The following is a 16,426-nucleotide window of genomic DNA, read 5'->3' on the forward strand; positions in this document are numbered from 1 at the left end:
GGGCGCCGTTCCACCAGAAGAGCTGACATACAACAACAATAAAGAGGGTTACTTCGATGGCTACTCGCAAGTTCGCTGCGTCGCGGCGCGTCCCCTTCACCCTGACCCTTGCGGCCAGCCTGGGGCTTGGCGCTTCGGCTGCCCAGGCCTTTCAGATCGACACCGGTAGTCCCGATCTCAGCTTGCGCTGGGACAACACGCTGAAGTACAGCGCGGCCTGGCGCCTGAAGGAGCCCAGCAGCAAGCTTAGCGAGGGGCAGACGGCGCTGAACCAGAATGACGGTGATCACAACTTCGGCAAGGGCCTGATCTCCAATCGCCTGGATATTCTTTCCGAACTGGACATCGGTTTTCACAACTTTGGTGCCCGTCTGAGCGGTGCGGCCTGGTACGACACTGTCTACCAGGACCGCAACGACAACAACGACGCGGCCAGTGCCAACCAGCGTTCGGTGGGTTTCAACGAGTTCACCAGTGATACCCGTCAACTGCACGGCGGTGACGGTGAACTGTTGGATGCGTTCGTCTACTGGAACGGTGAGCTGGCCGACCGTACCTTGTCGGTTCGCGCCGGGCGCCACGGGCTGATCTGGGGCGAGAGCCTGTTCTTCGGCGGCAACGGCATTGCCGGAGCCATGGCGCCGGTGGACGTGGTCAAGGCGCAATCGGTGCCCAACACCCAATTCAAGGAAATCACCCGACCGGTCAACCAGCTCTCGACCGCCTACCAACTAACCGACGATGTGTCATTGGGCGCCTTCTACCAGTTGGAGTGGGAAGCCACCCGCTTGCCGGGCGCCGGTAGCTATTTCTCCACCAGCGATACCATCGGCGACGGCAATGAACGGCTGATCACCGGCGGGCCGTTCCCGGATTTCCTCGGCGGTAATGCCAACAGCCCGGCTGCGTTTTTCCATGGCAAGGACAAGAAAGCCAGGAGTTCCGGCCAGGGCGGCCTGCAGCTCAAGTACAACACCGGGACGACGGATTACGGCCTGTACGCACTCCAATATCACGAGAAAACCCCAACGCTGTACTTGAAGCCGAATGCCACCGGGCCGAACTTCAGTACCGGGCAAGTCGGCGAATATTCCTGGGTCTACCCGGAAGATATCCGGGTCCTGGGCGCCAGTTTCGCGACCTCCGTGAACGAGTACAGCTTTGCCGGCGAGGCATCGATGCGCTGGAACATGCCGCTGGTGTCCAACGCCCAGACCGTCCTGCCGGGCGCCGAGGCGGACAACAACGACGACGCCCTCTATGCCGTCGGCCGTACGGCCCACGTCAACCTCAACGTCCTGGCATCGCTGGGCCCTTCCTTCGTCGCCAATGAAGCCAGCCTGGTAGGGGAAATCGCCTGGAACCGCCTGCTCGCCGTAACCAGGAACCGCGCCGCCCTAGACCCTAACGCCACTGATGATGGCCTGGGCTTGAAGTTGGTTTACACGCCCACCTATCGCCAGTTCTTTCCGGGCGTGGATATCAGCGTGCCGCTGGGCATCAGCTATTTCCCCATGGGCAAGTCGGCTGTGATCAGCGGGTTCGGCCCCGACAGAGGCGGGGACATGAACATCGGCGTCTCCGCCACCTATTTGGACCAAGTGACGGTGGGGCTGACCTACACCCACTTTTACGGTCCCGAGGACACCAGCCTCAACGCCGCCAACCAGTTCAATTACAAGCAGTCGCTGAAGGATCGGGATTACCTGGCTTTCTCCGTCAAGACCACGTTCTAAGAGGATTTGCGCATGACCATTCAGTTCACTCTAAAGGCCTTGTGCTTAACCCTGCTGGCCGCTGCCGCGCCGATGGCCTTGGCCGCCAGCGCCGAACAAGCGGCCGCGCTGGGCAAGACCCTGACGCCCTTCGGTGCCGAGAAAGCCGGCAATGCCGACGGCAGTATTCCGGCCTGGGACGGTGGCTACACCAAGGTTGATCCAGGCTACGTCCCGGGCGGCAAACGCAGCGATCCATTTGCTGCGGACAAACCCTTGTACAGCATCACCGCCCAGAACCTGGCCAAGTACGCCGACAAACTCAGCGACGGCACCAAGGAGCTGTTCAAGCGTTTCCCGGACACCTATCGCATCGATGTCTATCCGACCCGGCGCACGGCGGCCGCGCCGCAGTGGGTCTATGACAACACGTTCAAGAATGCGACCCGCGCCAAACTGGTCGACAGCAGCGCCGGACTGATCCCCGACGGTGCCTATGGCGGGATCCCGTTCCCGATTCCACAGAATGGTACCGAAGCCATCTGGAACCATGTGCTGAACTGGCGCGGCACTTCGGTGGCGGGGCACTTTCGCCACTATCTGATGACCGCTGACGGCAACCAGGTGATGACCAGCGACGGCCTGTTGACCCAGGAAATGCCCTACTACTTTCAGGAGGGCGGCCCTGAGAACTATTCGGGCGACTACTGGCAGGTGCACTTTGTCAATCTCGGCCCGGCGATTCGTGCCGGTGAGCAGATCCTGGGGCGTGAAAACATCAACGGTGACAAATCCCAGGCCCATGTCTACCTGAGCGGTCAACGCCGGGTACGCACGCTGCCCAACGCTTGCTGCGATACGCCGACGCCGTCCACTGCCGGGGTCATGTCCTTCGATGAGTTGAGTGTGTGGGGTGGTCGCACGGACCGGTTCGACTGGAAACTGGTGGGCAAGCAGGAGATGTATGTCCCCTACAACACCAACAAGGTGCAAAACGCTGCCCAGCCGCAGGACCTGCTGGGCAAGCACCATCTGAACCCGGACTACGTGCGCTGGGAATTGCACCGCGTCTGGGTGCTCGAATCGACGGTGGCCGCCGGCAAGCGCCACCAGTTGCCCAAGGGGCGTTACTACCTCGATGAAGACACTTGGCAAGCCCTGCTCGGCGACCGTTGGGATGCCAGCGGCCAACTGGCCAAGACCCTCTGGTCGCTGCCTTCCGTATTGCCCGACCTGCCTGGGCTGGTGCAACTCTCTTCAGGTTTTTATGACCTGACCTCCGGTGCGTGGTTTATCCAGAATCTCTATGCCGGGTTGCCGGATCAGTATCGCGCGGTCGATCGCTACAAGTCCTCGGAGTTCTCGCCCGCGGCGATGGCGGGGCGTGGCGTGCGTTAGACCTGAGCCGAGAGTGAAGGGCAGGCCTGCCGGTCTGCCCTTGGGATACGAGTGTTTGTCCGAGGTAGGTTATGAACAGAATCAGTCAGGCGAGCGCGTTGCTGTTGGCCTTGTATTTGCCCCTCGCCACGAGCGAGTGTCTGGCCGGGTCGGCAGCGGTGGGCGTGCCGCTCAATACCCCGGCCATGCGGGTACCGGCTGCGCAGAACGGCGTATTGATCGACCTGGCGCGTGCCGGCACACGCCTGGTGGCCGTGGGTGAGCGCGGCCTGGTGCTGTTCTCCGACGACAATGGGCAAAGCTGGCACCAGGCTTCGGTACCGGTTTCGGTCAGCCTGACGGCGGTGCGGTTCGTGGATGCGCAAAAGGGCTGGGCAGTCGGTCATGCGGGCGTGGTGCTGGCGACGCTGGACGGCGGCGAGCACTGGACGCTGCAGCTCGACGGCGTACGCGTGGCACAGCTGGAACTGGACGCCGCCAAGGCGGAACAAGCCACCGCTGTCGACCCGGATGCCGCCCTGATACGGGTACAAAATGCCGAGCGTCTTGTCGCCGATGGTCCAGACAAACCCTTTCTGGCACTGGAGTTCGTCGACGCACATCGCGGGCTGATCGTCGGTGCCTACGGTTTGGCGCTGCTGACCACCGATGGTGGCGCCACCTGGCAATCGCTGATGGGGCAAATTGCCAACCCCAACGGCTTGCACCTGTACGCCATCAGTCGCCACGGCACACGTTGGTTCCTGGCTGGCGAGCAGGGCTACCTGGCACGCTCGGACGACGATGCGCTGTCGTTCAGTCAACTGGACAGCCCCTACGAAGGTAGTTTCTTCACCCTGCAGAACCGCGCGGATGGCGCGCTGATGGTCGCCGGTCTGAAGGGCAATGCCTTTGTCTCCCACGACGCCGGCGCAAGTTTCCAGCGTCTTTCGGTGCCCGTACCGATCTCCTTCAACGACGCCACACGCCTGGCCGACGGCCAACTACTGCTGGTCAACCAGGGCGGCATGCTGTTTCGCAACAGCGAGCAGACCGGGGCGGCGCTGCTGCCGTTGGGAACGCCCTTGGGCAAACCTGTTTCAAGTGTGATCGAGGCCGCCGATGGCAGCTTGATCGTTGCCGGTTTCACCGGGCTGCAGCGTCTTGCGCAGCCAGCCACTGCCGCTCCGGAGTGAGGTTATGACGTCCCCTGATAAATTTTCCCCGTCTCGTGCAAGTACGTTCGATGACTTTGATCCACGCTCCGGCTCGCTGCTCGAACGAGCATTGTTCAACCATCGTCTGTGGGTGTTGCTGCTGTGCCTGGCGACCACGCTGGTGCTGGGGTGGCAGTCCAGTCGTGTCGAGCTCAATGCCAGCTTCGAAAAAATGATTCCCACCCATCAGCCCTATATCGCCAACTACCTTGAGCACCAGCAGGAGTTGAGCGGGCTGGGGAATGCGGTGCGCATTGCAGTGGTCAACAAGCGGGGCGACATCTATGACAGCGCCTACCTCAAGACCCTGCAGGCGTTGAGCGACAAGATCTACCTGCTGCCCGGTGTCGACCGTGCGTACATGAAATCGCTCTGGACGCCGGCCACGCGCTGGGTGGCGGTGACCGAGGCGGGCCTGGAGGGTGGGCCGGTCATTCCGGATAACTACGATGGCGGCGCAGCGAGCCTTGCGGCATTGCGGCGCAACGTGCAGTTGTCCAACGAAATCGGCCAGTTGGTGGCGTTCGACCAGGCTTCGAGCATCATCCAGGTACCGCTGCTGCAGCGCACCCCGGACGGCAAACCCTTGGACTACAGCCAACTGTCGCAACAGTTGGAATCATTGCGCAGCCAATACCAGAGCGACAGCATCGACATCCGCATCACCGGTTTCGCCAAGAAAGTCGGTGACCTGATTGCCGGCCTACGGCAAATCCTGATGTTCTTCGCCGTGGCGATCCTGATCACCACGGTGGTGCTTTATTGGTACACCCGCTGCATTCGCAGCACTCTGTTGGTGGTGTTCTGCTCATTGGTGGCGGTGGTTTGGCAGCTCGGCTTGCTGCCGCTGCTCAATTATCAACTGGACCCCTATTCGGTGCTGGTGCCGTTCCTGGTGTTTGCCATTGGCATGAGCCACGGCGCACAGAAGATGAACGGCATCATGCAGGATATCGGGCGCGGCATGCACCGGGTGGTCGCCGCACGCTTCACCTTCCGCCGCCTGTTTCTCGCCGGCCTCACCGCGCTGCTGTGTGATGCGGTCGGTTTCGCGGTGCTGATGATCATCAAGATCCAGGTGATCCAGGACCTGGCGATGATTGCCAGTATCGGCGTGGCGGTGCTGATTTTCACCAATTTGATCCTGCTGCCGATATTGCTTTCTTATGTGGGGGTCAGCCGCCGTGCGGCGCAACTGAGCCTGAAAAGCGAGCACGCCGAACTGGCCGGCCACAATCGCCACGGATTCTGGCGCTTCCTCGACCTGTTCACCCAGCGCCGGTGGGCGGCGCTGTGCATCGCCCTGAGCCTGGCGCTGGCGACGCTCGGCTTCATCGTCAGCCTGCAATTGAAAGTCGGTGACCTGGATGCGGGCGCGCCTGAGCTGCGGGCCGACTCGCGCTACAACCAGGATGATGCATTCCTGACCCGGCATTACGGCGCCAGCAGCGATCTGTTCGCGGTCATGATCAAGACACCCGCCAGCGCCTGTTCGCGCTATGACATCCTGAACAAGGTCGATGCCCTCGACTGGCAGTTGCGCACCTTGCCGGGTGTCGATTCGACCAATTCCCTGGCGTTGCTCAACCGCCGCATGCTGGTGGGCCTGAGCGAAGGCAGCCCGAAATGGTATGAGCTGCAGAACAACCAGGCGATGCTCAACATGGTCACCGCCGGGGCACCGCGCGGTTTGTACAACGAAGACTGCAGCCTGCTGACACTGTACGTCTACCTCTCCGACCACAAGGCGCAAACCTTGAGCCGCCTGGTGGATCACGTCGAGCAATTCGCCGCGGCGAACAATACCGATGACGTCCAGTTCCTCCTGGCCGCTGGCAATGCCGGGATCGAGGCCGCGACCAACATCGTCGTCAGGCAGGCCAACCGCGAAATGCTGTTCTGGGTCTACGGCGCGGTGATCCTGCTGTGCCTGATCACCTTCCGTTCCTGGCGCGCCACGATTTGCGCGGTGATTCCGCTGATGCTCACATCGATCCTCTGTGAGGCGCTGATGGTCTGGCTGAACATCGGCGTCAAGGTCGCGACCCTGCCGGTGATTGCCCTCGGCGTGGGCATCGGCGTCGACTACGCGCTGTACGTGATGAGCATCCTGCTCGGTCATATGCGCCAGGGCACAAGCTTGTCTGAGTCGTATTACCGGGCACTGCTGTCCACCGGCAAGGTGGTGATGCTGACTGGCGTGACCTTGGCGATCGGCGTGGCCACCTGGATGTTTTCGCCAATCAAGTTCCAGGCTGATATGGGCGTGCTGCTGGCCTTCATGTTCGTCTGGAACATGGTCGGTGCGCTGGTTCTATTGCCAGCCCTGGCTCACTTCCTGTTGCCGAGCAAGCGGGTGAGCGCGGGGTCGGCCGAGGCCAGACCCAGCCACCCATTGAGCTTGCCGCTAATGCCGGCCGTAGCCGAGGAGGGGGCCTGTGTGAAGCACCACTCACTGCGCCTGACGTCGGGACACGATCAAACGACGACAGCGGCTGCTGACCCTGTCGCGTCATAACAACAAGAAAGGACTTTCCCATGTCTCGTGCATCTCTGTTCCAGCAGTCTCTATGGCTTGACGTCATCGCCGGCCTGAGCGCCTTCGGTATGGCATTTTGCGCGGCGCAACCTGCGGAGGTGCGCGATGAACGTTGAACGCCAGGCGCGGCTACCGCAATCCTTGTTGCTGTTGCTCGGCAGTTGCCTGCCAGTGCTCGGTGCGGTGCTGCTGGCCCCCGTCCTGCCGCGTATGCAGGAACACTTCGCCGACACACCGGGTGTGGCCGTGCTGGTGCCCATCGCCCTGACGCTGCCGGCGTTGATGATTGCGCTGTTGGCATCCGTGGCAGGGATCATCGCCGACCGGCTGGGGCGCAAGACGTTGCTGATCGGTGCGATGGTGCTCTACACCGTCTGTGGCGTGCTGCCGTTGTGGCTGGAGTCGCTGCAGGTCATCGTCATCAGCCGCGCCGGCATCGGCGTGGCCGAAGCGGCGATCATGACCTGCTGCACAACGATGATGGGTGACTACTACAGCGGCGCACGACGTGAACGCATGTTCGCCCTGCAAATGGTCGCGACGTCGTTGTCGGCGGCGATCTTCATTGCCGTCGGTGGTGTGCTCGGCGAGCACGGCTGGCGTACCCCGTTTGCCCTGTATGGGCTGGGGCTGGTGTTGCTGCCGCTGATGGCCTGGTTGCTCTGGGAGCCGCGCGGGCATGCGGCCATCGAGAAGAAGGCGATGAGCAGGGCATTCCCCTGGCGCACCTTGGCACCGTTGTATGGCTTGTCTTTCCTGGCGGGCTTGAGCCTGTTCATCGTGCCGGTACAAGTCGGTTATCTACTCAACCTATTGCACGTTGAAGGCGCTCAGCAGATCGGCTTGACCATGGGCGCCAGTCAATTCGGCGTGCTGGTTGGCGCCCTGAGTTTCCGTCTGTTCAGTGGTGTGCCGGCGCACCGGCAGATGCTCCTGGCCTTCGTCGCGGCCGGGATGGGTGGCGGGCTGCTGGCGGTAGCCGACAGTCATGGGCTGGTGGTGATCGCCGTCCTGATCAACGGCCTGGGCATCGGCCTGATGATGCCAACCCTGCTCACCTGGATCATGAGCCAGGTCGACTTCCAGCAGCGCGGCCGCGCGGCCGGCGGCTTCACGGCGATGTTCTTCGCCGGTGAGTTCGCCAGCCCGCTGGTGGTGCTGGCGATCACCGGCGGGGTAATCGGCGCCTTGCCAGCCGCACTGGGCATCGTCGCGGGCGTTCAGCTGGTGGTAGCCCTGGCCTGTCTTCGGTTGCGAGGCAGCGGGGCTGCTTTTACTACTGCGGTTGTCACAGACCCTGAGCACTGACCTGCCCATTCGACGTTTCATAAAAATAAGAACAACGAGGAGAACATCATGAGTTATTTGCTCAACACCTGGTACATCGCTGGATGGGCAGACGAGCTGGCGCAAGGTGGCATGTTGGGCAGAACCATCGTCGAGCAACCCATCGTGTTCTTTCGCGATAGCCACGGTGTGATCCAGGCGCTCGCCGATCGTTGCCCGCACCGTTTTGCCCCGCTGCACATGGGCAAGGTTGTCGGCGACAGCGTCCAGTGCCCGTACCACGGCCTGCGTTTCGATGGCAGTGGCCAATGCACGCACAATCCCCATGGCGAAGGAAACATCCCCAAGGCCGCCTGTGTTCGCGGTTTCGCGGCCGTTGAGCGCCACGGGGCGATCTGGGTCTGGCCGGGCGATCGTCACCTGGCCAGCGATGCCTTGATTCCTGATTTTTCCTTTTTCGAGCAGGCGCCCACCCATGCCAAAGGGCATGGGTATTTGCCGACCCGTGCGCACTACGAGTTGCTGTCCGACAACATCATGGACCTGAGCCATGTTGATTTCCTGCACCCGGATACGCTCGGTGGCGGGGCGTTGTCACACACCCGAGCCACCATCGAGGAATTGCCCAACGATCGCGTACGCATCAGTTGGTGGGCGCCGGACGATGTGCCCCCGCCGGCTTTCGGCGCTCACCTTGAAGATCCGAGCCGGGCAGACGTCTGGGCCGAAGTCATCTGGCACGCCCCCGGCCTGATGCTGCTCGGCAGTGGCGCCACGGCGCCAGGGCGCCCCAGGGCCGAGGGACCAGTGACATGGAACCTGCATCTGATGACGCCGCAGGACGCGGCCAACACCCATTATTTCTTTGCCAACACGCGCAGTTTCGAGCAGGACAATGCGCAGTTGAATGCCTTCGTCCAAGAGATGTTGATCGGTATTTTCGCTGGTGAAGACAAACCCATGGTCGAGGCTCAACAGCGCCAGATTGGTGAGGTTGAACTGCTTGGCCTCAACCCTGTGTTGCTGCCAGTCGATGCAGGGGCCGTGCGCTGTCGACGTGTTCTGCGTCGATTGATGGAAGCCGAGCGAGCGGAGACGCAAGCCAGTCGGTCATCAAACTATGAAAAAGAGGAACTGCGATGAGCTTTCTACGCAACGTCTGGTACGCGGCCGCCTGGGGAAACGAGATCAAGGCTGGCGAGTTGTTCCAACGAACCTTGCTCAATGAACCCGTGGTGTTTTTTCGCGACACCCAAGGTAATGCCCAAGCCATTGCCGATCGCTGTCCCCACCGTTTCGCGCCCCTGGGCATGGGCATCCTCAAAGGCGATGCGGTGCGTTGTCCATACCACGGCCTGGAATTCGATGGCAGCGGCACCTGTGTGCATAACCCTCATGGTGATGGTGCAATTCCCAAGGCGGCAAAGGTCAAGGCCTACCCGCTGGTTGAACGCTACAGCCTGCTGTGGATCTGGATGGGCGATGCACAACTGGCCGATGCGACGCTGATTCCGGATTTCAGTTGCATGGATGAAGACCGTTGGTATGTCGGCAAACGCTACCTGCACGCCAGAGCCAACTACGTGCTGGAAACCGACAACATCATGGACCTGAGTCATATCGAATTCTTGCACCCGTCTACGCTGGGTGGCGATGGCGTCAAGAGCGCGTTGACCAGCGTGCAAGAGGAGGGCAACACCGTTTGGTCCAACCGCCAGACGGTTGCGGAAATCATGCCGGAGTTTCTCTACACCGCCTGGAACATTCCTCAGGGCACACCGGTGGACCGTTGGATCGATGTGCGTTGGGATGCTCCGGCGAACATGTTGCTGTTTTCCGGCGCCGTGGCGACCGGGCTCCCCAGGGATAAGGGCGTTTCCACACCGATTCCGCATCTGTTCACTCCAGAGACCGAGACCACGACTCACTACTGGTTCTCAGTCTGTTTCCCCAAGGCAATGGGCGAATTTGTCGAGAGATTCGCTGATGAGCAGGCGGCCGCGATCAGCCGGCCCTTTGCCGATGAAGACTTGCCAATGCTCGAGGCGCAGCAGCGCATGATGGGCGCTGCATCGTTCTGGGACTTGAAGCCGGTCCTGCTGATTGGTGATGCAGGAGCGGTCCGGGCGCGGCGTGTCCTCGACCGCATGATTGCTGCCGAACAGCCTGCGGGTGCCCAGTGATGATTGAAGTCATCGTCACTCGCAAGCGCCTCGAAGCCGAGGGCATCTACAGCTTCGAACTGGCCCCGGTCGAAAATTCCATGCTGCCTGCCTTCAGCGCTGGCTCGCATATCGACGTGCACCTGCCCAATGGCCTGGTGCGCCAGTACTCGCTGTGCAATCACCCGGAAGAACGCCACCGCTACCTGCTGGGAGTGTTGCTCGACCCAGCGTCTCGCGGCGGTTCGCAGGCCATGCACCAGCAAGTGCACGAAGGCAGCCGGCTGCGCATCAGCGAGCCACGCAATCTGTTCCCGCTTGAGCATGGGGCGGGGCACAGCGTGCTGTTCGCCGGCGGTATCGGCATCACGCCGATTCTCTGCATGGCCGAGCGCCTGGCGCGGATCGGCGCGCCTTTCGAGCTGCACTATTGCGGTCGCTCGGTCGGGCGCATGGCCTTTATCGAGTACCTGCGCCATTCGACGTTTGCCAAGTGTGTGCAGGTTCATGTGGACGATGGCGAGGATGCCCAGCGTCTCGACGCCGCTCGGGTTTTATCCGGGCCAGCCGCCGACCGTCACCTGTACGTCTGTGGCCCCAACGGTTTCATGGAACACGTGCTTGGCACGGCTCGCGAGCAGGGCTGGGCCGAGGCGCGACTGCACCGTGAGTACTTTACCGCCGCCGCTGCCCCGGCGGGTGAGGCGGGCGGGTTCGAAGTGCAACTGGCGAGCACCGGACAGTGTTTCCAAGTGCCGGCCGCGCTCAGCGTTGCCCAGGTGCTGTCGGAGGCCGGCATCGAGATCCCGTTGTCTTGCGAGCAGGGCATCTGTGGCACCTGCATCACGCGCGTGCTGGAAGGCGAGCCAGAGCATCGTGACATGTTCTTGACCGATGCCGAGCGAGCCCGCAACGACCAGTTCACGCCGTGTTGCTCGCGCGCCAGGAGCGCGCGGCTGGTGCTCGATCTTTAAGGTTTTTCCATGCATCCATCTTTACCCGCTGCGGTGTTTCGCCAACTGATTGAGGAGTCGGACATGCAACAACTTCCTGGTTTCAAACGCGTGGTCACCGGGCACGATGCCCAGGGCCAGGCGGTGGTCGCGCTCAGCGGACCGACGCCCAATAGCTTCCCGCTCAAGGCCGTGCCTGGCACGGTCTTCCATGAGATCTGGAGCAGTGGCGCCAGCCCGGCCGTGCTGGATAACGGCGACGACCCCACCCGCAAGCCGCTTCAATTGAGTCCGGCACCCCTGGGCAGCGTCATTCGCGTGGTGGATATCCCGCCCGACAGCATGCAGAACCAAATCAGCGCCGAGGATGCCGCGGCGGCCTTTGTCGAAATTGGCCAGGCCCATGCCGGCACGGGGCAGGCGGATTCCAAACACAAGCTGATGCACCGCACCGAAACGCTCGATTACGGCGTGGTCACGGAGGGGGAGGTGTGGCTGGTGCTCGATGGCGAGGAAGTGCATCTCAAGCGCGGTGACATCGTCGTGCAGCGCGGCACCAACCACGCTTGGAGCAATCGCACCGAGCAGATGGCGCGCATGTTGTTCGTGCTGCTCGATGGCCGCTTCGCCCCCGAGCTGCAAGGAGAACCGGCATGAAGCTCAGCACCCTGAAAGATCACAGCCGCGACGGTCGCCTCTTGGTCGTGTCGCGCGACCTGGCCTGGGCGGTGGAGGCCAGCGATATCGCCACGACGCTGCAGGCCGCCCTCGAGCATTGGTCGAACGTCGAAACGGCCTTGCGCTTGCGGTATGACGCCTTGAACGAAGGCACGCTGGCCGGTGCCTTCGCCTTTGATCCGGGGCAAGCCGCCGCGCCCTTGCCACGTGCCTGGCAGTGGCTGGACGCCTCGTCTTTCCTCAGTCATGGCGAGCGGATGCAGAAGGCGTTTGCGCTGGATCCGATCGAAGGCGTTGAACACACGCCGCTGATGTACCAGGGCTCTGGCGATGATTTTCTCGGCGCTCGCGATGACATTGTGCTGCCTAGTGAAACCCATGGTATCGATTTCGAAGGTGAGTTCGCGGTATTGGTCGATGAGGTCCCCATGGGCTGCTCGGCGCAAGAGGCCGCCGACCATATCCGGCTCATCGTGCAAGTCAACGATGTCAGCTTGCGTGCGCTCGCCCCTCGGGAAATGAAGACCGGCTTCGGTTTTATCCAGGCCAAATCCTCGTCAAGTTTTGCCCCGGTGGCGATCACCCCCGACGAGTTGGGCGAGGCCTGGCGCGACGGGCGTGTGCACTTGCCGCTGAGGGTCGAATGGAATGGCCAGTGGTTCGGTCATGCCCACGGTGGCGCCATGCATTTCGGCTTTCATCAATTGATCGCCCATGCGGCGCTGACCCGGCGACTCAGGGCCGGCTGCGTGATCGGTTCCGGCACCGTTTCCAATGCCGATCCCACGGTGGGCGCGGCCTGCATCGCCGAGCGTCGTGCCGTTGAGATGATTGAGCACGGCGCGCCACAGACGTCCTTCATGCGCTTTGGCGACCGCGTGCGCATGGAGGTCTTCGATCTGCAAGGGCAGTCGGTGTTCGGGGCGATAGACCAGTGCATCGTGCGCGGAGGCCTCCCATGCGCGTAATGATTACCGGGGCCAATGGTTTTGTCGGCCGGGCGTTGGTGAAACGATTGCTCCAAACCAATGAGTTGCGAGGCCGGTCGATCAGCGCGTTGATATTACTGGACAAGGAATTGGTGGGGTTTGCTGAGGATAAGCGCCTGCGCCGGCATTGCGGCAGTGTCACCGACGCCGCGTTATTGCGCCGGGCCTTGGCCGATGGCATCGATGTGGTCTTTCACTTGGTCAGCATCCCGGGTGGCGCGGCCGAGCAGCACTATTCACTGGGCTATCAGGTCAACCTGCTGGCAAGCCTGGAGTTGCTTGACCAGTTGCGCGAGCAGCCTGGTACGCCGGTGCTGGTGTATGCCAGCAGCGTGGCGGTGTACGGCGGCGACCTGCCGGCTCGCATGGATGAGCGTGCCGTGCCGCACCCGCAGTTGAGTTACGGTGCGCACAAGACGATGGTGGAAATGGCGATCAATGACCTTGCCCGACGGGGCGAGGTGGACGGTCGTGCCGTGCGCCTGCCCGGCATCGTAGCCCGTCCACGTGAACCCAATGGGCTGCGCTCGGCGTTCATGAGCGATCTACTTTACGCCTTCGCTCAAGGTGAACCGTATTGCTGCCCGGTGTCGCCGCAGGCGCAGGCGTGGTGGATGTCCGTGCGGTGTTGCGTGGATAACCTGCTGCGGGCCGCCGAACTGCCCGCCGTTGAGCTTGGCGAGTCACGTGTCTGGCAATTGCCGCTGTTGCACCTGTCCATTGCCCAGGTCATCGATGCCCTGGCCGCAGCCTACGGCCAGGAACGCCGCGCGCTGATCAGCTTCGCGCCGGATGCCGGGCTGCAAGCGTTGTTCGGCAACTTCCCTGCAATGAAAACCCCTCTGGCCCGCGCCCTTGGCTTTCGCCATGACGGCTCTGCCGGCGCCTTGATACGAAACAGTTTGAACGCTGCTGCCCCGGCGCGTCGTATGCGTGGACGGGTGGCGCTTGGAGTGACTGATCATGCAAACAGCTAAACGCCGCCTGGTGGACCTGTCCGTCACCCTGGACAACAACCCCTACACCGATCCACCGCCGTTGCTGCCGAAAATCGACTACATGGACCATCAGCAAGGCTGGCCGGAGATGGCCGCGATGTTTCCCGGCCTGTCCAAGGCGCAACTGCCTGGCGACGAATCCTGGGCGGCCGAGCGCCTGCAGATCACCACGCACAGCGGTACGCACATGGACGCCCCTTGGCACTACGCCTCGACCACGGACGGTGGCAAGCCGGCGTTTGGCATCGACGAGTTGCCGCTGGACTGGTGCCTGCAACCCGGCGTCAAACTGGACTTTCGTCATTTGCCGGATGGCCATGTGGTCAGCGCTGCCCAAGTGCAAGCAGAGCTGGAGCGTATTGGCCATATTCTACGGCCGCTGGACATTGTCCTGGTCAATACCCGTGCCGGCGCGCTGTTTGGCCAGCCTGGGTACCTGGACGCCGGGGTTGGCATCGGCCGTGAGGCCACGTTGTACTTGTTGGAACGCGGCGTGCGCGTGGTGGGCACCGATGCCTGGAGCTGGGACGCGCCGTTCAAGTACACACGCGAACGCTTCGCCGCCACAGGCGACGCCTCGATCATCTGGGAAGGGCACAAGGCCGGACGCGACATCGGTTACGGCCAGATGGAGAAGCTGGCCAACCTGGAATGCCTGCCGGCCCATGGTTTCCAGGTGTCCTGCTTCCCCTACAAGATCAGGCACGCTTCGGCCGGTTTCGTCCGCGCCGTAGCGATTTTCGAGGAATGAGCGTGCCGGCTGCCGGTGGGAAAAAGCGCGCTAGCCTGTCCCAGGGGCTCGAGGCGCTGCTGTCGGAGCACATTATCGAGGGACGGCTGCGTGGCGGTGAACAGTTGCCCACCGAGTCGGCCCTGATGCTGGAGCATGGCGTCAGCAGGACCGTGGTGCGCGAGGCCATGTCGCGTCTACAGGCCGGGGGAATGGTCGAGACACGCCACGGCATAGGGACCTTTGTATGCGGTAGCGCCCTGTCGTTGGGGGCCTTCATCGACCCGGAGACGATCGGTCTCATCACCGATTCGCTGGCGATCATGGAGTTTCGGATCGGTCTTGAGGTCGAAGCCGCCGGGCTCGCGGCCCAGCGACGCAACACGGATCAGTTGACGGGGTTGCGGGCACTTCTCGATCAGCTCGGGCAGCCGGATGTCAGCGTCAATGATCGGGCGGCGTTGGATTTTCAATTCCATTTGGGCATTGCCCAGGCGACCGGCAACCCCTACATCGCCAGCACACTGCTCAACCTGGGCGAGGTCATCATCCCCCGCAGCCGACTGGATTCTGCGCGTCTGTTTCACGATGAGCCTTTGCATTACGAACAGCGCATGCAAAGCGAGCACGAGCAGATTTACCAGGCGATCTTCCATCAGGACACTGAGTGTGCGCGTGCCGCGATGCGCCTGCATCTCCAGGACAGTCGCGAATACTTGCACCAGGCCCGCCAAGAGTTGATGACATGACGGAGAACCAGAGCTACCCGGTGCCGGACATGGCCACGCAGCCTACTGCCACGGCGCTCACCATCATCGATCCCCGCTGGACTTTGTTCGTCCGGGTCGTGGCGGCTGGCAGTCTCAGCAAAGCGGCCGTACTGCTGGACATGCCGCAGTCCATGGTGAGTCGCAATATTGCCCTGCTCGAATCGCAATGTGGCGAACGCCTGTTCCATCGCAACGGACGTGGGGTGGTTCTGACCGAATTTGGCGAGCAGTTGCTGCCCTGTATATCGGATCTTCTGGCGAACGCTGAAAGCCTTGTCGATGACATTCGCAACCTGCGTGGAAAGCCGGTGGGGGAGGTAGTTGTGGGCATGTTGCCTTCCGCGGTGCGCCGGTTTGCGGGGACGCTCTTTTCTGCGGTGCGCGCGCAGATGCCCGGGGTGAGATTGCACCTGATCGAGGGCGCCAGTGCTCAACTCGAAGAGCAGTTGCACGATGGTCGTCTGGATATGGCGCTGGTGCTGCGCGAGAGCGAGGCGAGCGTCGGCCAAGCTCATCTGTTGGCCAGGCTACCGCTGCACCTGGTAGGACCCGTCGCCGATCCTCTGCTCGGAAATCGAGATATTGCGCTGGAAAATCTATCTGGGTTGCCATTGGTCGTGCCTGGGCGGCCGCATCTGCTGAGGGCCAGGCTCGATCATTTGGCTGCGGAGCAAGGCGTGGAACTGTGCGTGGCCGTGGAAGCCGACTCGGTCCAGCTCCAGTACGAAGTCGTCGCGGCAGGCGGAGGCTATGCGATTGCCTCGGTGTTGCCGGGCTCACTGGATCAACGACTTATTTCATCGCGCATTATAGAGCCCGTGTTGGAGCGCTTTGTCGTGCTGGTCGAATCGCCCCGGCGCCCCTTGACCCGTGCTTCCCGTGAAGTGCGACGGCTGATTTGCAATCTGTCCATGCCATCGATTTAAGCGATAGCTGCTTTGCATCCCCAGCAGTATTCGGTGGGGGGCGCGCCTCGTAGGGTGTCAGTCAACCAACGACTGATCCCCGATT

The 16,426-nt window shown here is 62.2% G+C and carries 14 protein-coding genes; all 14 read left to right on the forward strand.

What is annotated here, in order from left to right:
- Positions 1-56: 56 nt before the first annotated feature.
- The 14 genes from BB029_RS13175 to BB029_RS13240 all read left to right on the forward strand — a co-directional run bounded on the left by BB029_RS13175 (position 57) and on the right by BB029_RS13240 (position 16,341).
- Positions 57-1,736, forward strand: coding sequence for a DUF1302 domain-containing protein (locus BB029_RS13175; protein WP_065926047.1), 1,680 nt, complete (start codon positions 57-59; stop codon positions 1,734-1,736).
- Between the two features lie 12 nt (positions 1,737-1,748).
- Entirely contained in the window at positions 1,749-3,113 is a 1,365-nt protein-coding gene (locus BB029_RS13180) for a DUF1329 domain-containing protein (protein WP_065939493.1), read from the forward strand.
- 71 nt (positions 3,114-3,184) lie between these two features.
- A complete protein-coding gene (locus tag BB029_RS13185; protein WP_065926049.1) occupies positions 3,185-4,288 on the forward strand; it encodes a YCF48-related protein in 1,104 nt (367 codons plus the stop codon).
- Between the two features lie 4 nt (positions 4,289-4,292).
- Entirely contained in the window at positions 4,293-6,827 is a 2,535-nt protein-coding gene (locus tag BB029_RS13190; RefSeq protein ID WP_065939494.1) for an RND family transporter, read from the forward strand.
- 126 nt (positions 6,828-6,953) lie between these two features.
- The gene (locus BB029_RS13195) at positions 6,954-8,156 is read left to right on the forward strand and encodes an MFS transporter (RefSeq protein ID WP_065939495.1); all 1,203 of its coding nucleotides are present in this window, start codon (positions 6,954-6,956) and stop codon (positions 8,154-8,156) included.
- A gap of 48 nt (positions 8,157-8,204) precedes the next feature.
- Positions 8,205-9,278 carry an aromatic ring-hydroxylating dioxygenase subunit alpha gene (locus BB029_RS13200; RefSeq protein WP_065939496.1) on the forward strand — a complete coding sequence of 358 codons (1,074 nt, stop codon included), beginning with the start codon at positions 8,205-8,207 and terminating at the stop codon, positions 9,276-9,278.
- On the forward strand, positions 9,275-10,318 hold the full coding sequence (locus tag BB029_RS13205) for an aromatic ring-hydroxylating dioxygenase subunit alpha (RefSeq protein WP_065939497.1): 1,044 nt from the start codon (positions 9,275-9,277) through the stop codon (positions 10,316-10,318). Before BB029_RS13200 ends, BB029_RS13205 begins: the two co-directional genes overlap by 4 nt.
- The gene (locus BB029_RS13210) at positions 10,318-11,271 is read left to right on the forward strand and encodes a PDR/VanB family oxidoreductase (RefSeq protein WP_065939498.1); all 954 of its coding nucleotides are present in this window, start codon (positions 10,318-10,320) and stop codon (positions 11,269-11,271) included. The genes BB029_RS13205 and BB029_RS13210 overlap by 1 nt, the downstream gene beginning before the upstream one ends.
- Positions 11,272-11,334: 63 nt before the next feature.
- A complete protein-coding gene (locus BB029_RS13215; RefSeq protein ID WP_065939499.1) occupies positions 11,335-11,907 on the forward strand; it encodes a cupin domain-containing protein in 573 nt (190 codons plus the stop codon).
- Positions 11,904-12,896 (forward strand): fumarylacetoacetate hydrolase family protein, encoded by a 993-nt coding sequence (locus tag BB029_RS13220; RefSeq protein WP_065939500.1) that lies wholly within the window; start codon positions 11,904-11,906, stop codon positions 12,894-12,896. The genes BB029_RS13215 and BB029_RS13220 overlap by 4 nt, the downstream gene beginning before the upstream one ends.
- On the forward strand, positions 12,887-13,894 hold the full coding sequence (locus tag BB029_RS13225) for an NAD-dependent epimerase/dehydratase family protein (protein ID WP_065939501.1): 1,008 nt from the start codon (positions 12,887-12,889) through the stop codon (positions 13,892-13,894). Before BB029_RS13220 ends, BB029_RS13225 begins: the two co-directional genes overlap by 10 nt.
- On the forward strand, positions 13,881-14,666 hold the full coding sequence (locus BB029_RS13230; protein ID WP_065939502.1) for a cyclase family protein: 786 nt from the start codon (positions 13,881-13,883) through the stop codon (positions 14,664-14,666). The genes BB029_RS13225 and BB029_RS13230 overlap by 14 nt, the downstream gene beginning before the upstream one ends.
- Entirely contained in the window at positions 14,663-15,394 is a 732-nt protein-coding gene (locus BB029_RS13235) for a FadR/GntR family transcriptional regulator (RefSeq protein WP_027603329.1), read from the forward strand. Before BB029_RS13230 ends, BB029_RS13235 begins: the two co-directional genes overlap by 4 nt.
- Positions 15,391-16,341 carry a LysR family transcriptional regulator gene (locus tag BB029_RS13240; protein ID WP_235865574.1) on the forward strand — a complete coding sequence of 317 codons (951 nt, stop codon included), beginning with the start codon at positions 15,391-15,393 and terminating at the stop codon, positions 16,339-16,341. Before BB029_RS13235 ends, BB029_RS13240 begins: the two co-directional genes overlap by 4 nt.
- Positions 16,342-16,426: the final 85 nt, after the last annotated feature.

It is taken from the genome of Pseudomonas sp. S3E12, assembly GCF_001702295.1.
Taxonomy (GTDB): Bacteria; Pseudomonadota; Gammaproteobacteria; order Pseudomonadales; family Pseudomonadaceae; genus Aquipseudomonas; species Aquipseudomonas marginalis.